Below are 2,511 nucleotides of genomic sequence, written 5' to 3'. Positions count from 1 at the left end.
GTAAGCCGTCAATGAACCACGCCCTTGCGCGTGGTGTCGGAACCGATGTGCGCAGGGCGGTCTACAGCGCGCCGAGCTCGATGTTCCAGGGCAGCAGCGCCTCGTAGTCGTCAGCCGTCTGCGCCAGGGGCAGCTTCTTGAACAGGGCGACGAGGTACCGGTAGGGCTCGATGTTGTTGGCCTTGGCCGTCTCGATCAACGAGTAGAGGTTGGCGCTCGCGTTGGCGCCGCCGACGGTGTCAGCGAACAACCAGCTGCGTCTTCCGACGACGAAGGGACGGATCGCGTTCTCTACCGGGTTGGAGTCCAACGGCCAGGCGCCGTTTTCCAGGAACCGCACGAGCTTGGGCCACTGCCCATGCAGGTAGTGCAGCGCTTCGCCCAGCAGGCTCGACGGCGCAACGCTGTGCAGGTGCGTGAGCAGCAGTCGCTCGATGTCGCGCACGACTGCAGCGCTGTAGCGCGAGCGCAGCCGCAGCCGACGCGCGGGTGTCCAGTCCTTGGCCAAGGACTCCGCACGGTACAGCTTGCCAATCAGCCGCACGAACCGGGTCGCGAGCTGGTCGGGTGAACGAGCTGCCTTCGGTATGGCCTCCTCGGCCTTGATCAGGGGGCGGCGTGCGTGAACCCAGCATCCAAGGTGCGTGAGACCACCGGCCTTCGCGATGCCGTTGTAGACCTCGTAGCCGTCGGTGATGAGCGTGGTGCCGGGGCGGATGCCGGCATACAGCTTCTCGGCGTGCACGGCGCCGCGCCCCGGCGCATAGGCGAACAGCCGTACAGGTGGGCCGGTGCCATTCATCTGCGCCCACATGAAGCTCTTCGTCTGTGGCTTGCGCCCGGGCTCCTTCAGGACTTGGACCGTCGTCTCGTCGCCGTAGATCAGATCCGAGTCGAGCAGGTGATCGCGCAGCAGGTTGATGACCGGCTGCACGGCCCGGCCGATGCGCACGACGCCGGCGGCCAGCGTGTTGCTCGCGATGTCGCCACCGAAGCGGCGCAGCAGTGCGGCCGTGCGGTACAGAGGCATTCCGAACTGGTACTTGCCCGTGATGATCCAGGCCTGAGCCTGCTCGGTCAGGAGGCCTCGCGGGATGATGCGTGCCGGCGTCGGCGTGACCTTCAGGCTCTGATCGCAGCAGGGGCAGGCGTACTTGATGCGGTGGTGCTGCAGCACACGCACCTGCTCGGGAATGACGTCCATCTGCTCGCTGACCTCGGCGCCGATCTCCACCAGCGCATGGCCATCATGGGCGCACACGCGCTCGGATTCGGGCAGCTCGTGGCGCACGATCTCGCGCGGCAATGCGGGGTCCAGCGGCTTGCGACCGCGCTTCTTGCGCTGATGGCCGGCGACCGGCGTCGACTCCTCTTCGTGGGTCTCGGCCGGCGGCGTCTGATCAGTGGGCGCGAGTGCTTCGGCCTCGTTGAGGAACAGGTCCTTCTGATCGGTGCCGCGGGCCTCACTCTTGGCGGCGAAGAGCTGGCGCTGCAGCGACCTCAGCCGCTCCAGTGCGAGGTCCCGCTCGGTGGTGGCCACCCGCAGCGCGCCGGCCAGCGCATCGCGCTCGGCAACGAGCGCGGCGAGTTCTTCAGCGGTAATGGCGGCAAGCGACGACACGCCAGCTTGGATCGGCATGCCCCATCATCGTTCCATCAAGCCACGCTGGAATAACGAAGACGGGCGTGGCGTTGCACCACCGCGATGTCGATGCCCTCCAGCAACCAGTGCAGTTGCTCGACCGTCAGCGTCGGTATCACTGCGGCCGAAGGCCAGATGAACCTGTCCTTCTCAAGACGCTTGAGCAAYAGCCAGAAGCCGTTGCGCTCCCAGCCCAGGATCTTCACGCGGTCGCGCCGGCGGTTGCTGAACACGTACGCGCACGAGGCGAACGGATCCAGGCCAAGGGCCTGTTCCACCAGYATCGCCAGGCCGTTGATGCTCAGCCGGAAGTCCACGGGATCGCGATGCAGGTAGACCTTCAGTCCTTCGTCGAAGCGGAACACCGCAGCCTCCCAAGCGCCTCGATCACTTCGCCAACATTGCGCAGCTCGACGCCGCGAAGGTCGATCGCCACGCCATTGGGCAAGCGTGCTTCCACGTCCATCATGGCGGCGATGCCGTCGCCCCTTCGGGCCACGATCGGCGATGCTGGCGGCAACGAGACCGCCACGAACGTCGCAGGCGCCGGCAACTCGCTGGCAACGGCCTTGCGCGGACGGCCACCGTAGCCGTGCTCGCGAAGCCAACGTCCGACCTGGTTGGCATTCACGCCGCACTCGCGTGCCAGGCGCGATACCGAGGCGCCGGGCTGCCGACACAGTGCCACCAGTTCCGACTTCGCCGCTTCGTCGTACACGCTGCGTCCGTCGCTCTTGTGCCCCACCACCAGCCGGCGTTTGAGGGCTTCCAAATCGTCTGTCATTTACGTTCCCATGTTCATCTATGTGGGAACGTAGGCTGTCAGGTCACAGACCGCGGCTCAAGGACGTGGTTCATTGATCGCATAC

The 2,511-nt window shown here is 66.0% G+C and carries 3 protein-coding genes; all 3 read right to left on the bottom strand.

The window, feature by feature from the left end:
* Nucleotides 1-61: 61 nt before the first annotated feature.
* From tnpC to tnpA, 3 genes are read right to left on the bottom strand one after another with little or no spacing between them, the layout of a single operon-like run.
* On the bottom strand, nucleotides 62-1,639 hold the full coding sequence (gene tnpC / locus AC1D2O_RS37610; RefSeq protein WP_477650239.1) for an IS66 family transposase: 1,578 nt from the start codon (nucleotides 1,637-1,639) through the stop codon (nucleotides 62-64).
* A gap of 17 nt (nucleotides 1,640-1,656) precedes the next feature.
* A complete protein-coding gene (gene tnpB, locus AC1D2O_RS37605; protein ID WP_477650240.1) occupies nucleotides 1,657-2,007 on the bottom strand; it encodes an IS66 family insertion sequence element accessory protein TnpB in 351 nt (116 codons plus the stop codon).
* Nucleotides 1,983-2,426, bottom strand: coding sequence for an IS66-like element accessory protein TnpA (gene tnpA, locus AC1D2O_RS37600; protein ID WP_477650241.1), 444 nt, complete (start codon nucleotides 2,424-2,426; stop codon nucleotides 1,983-1,985). The genes tnpB and tnpA overlap by 25 nt, the downstream gene beginning before the upstream one ends.
* Nucleotides 2,427-2,511: the final 85 nt, after the last annotated feature.

The organism is Variovorax sp. P1_G12 (assembly GCF_056405555.1).
The sequence above is the reverse complement of the archived record's forward strand: the minus strand, read 5'-3'. Positions and strand labels throughout refer to the sequence as shown.

Coding starts and splice junctions, on each gene's coding strand:
- tnpC (WP_477650239.1), bottom strand. CDS start 1,639: ATGCCGATCCAAGCTGGCGTGTCGTCGCTTGCCGCCATTACCGCTGAA.
- tnpA (WP_477650241.1), bottom strand. CDS start 2,426: ATGACAGACGATTTGGAAGCCCTCAAACGCCGGCTGGTGGTGGGGCAC.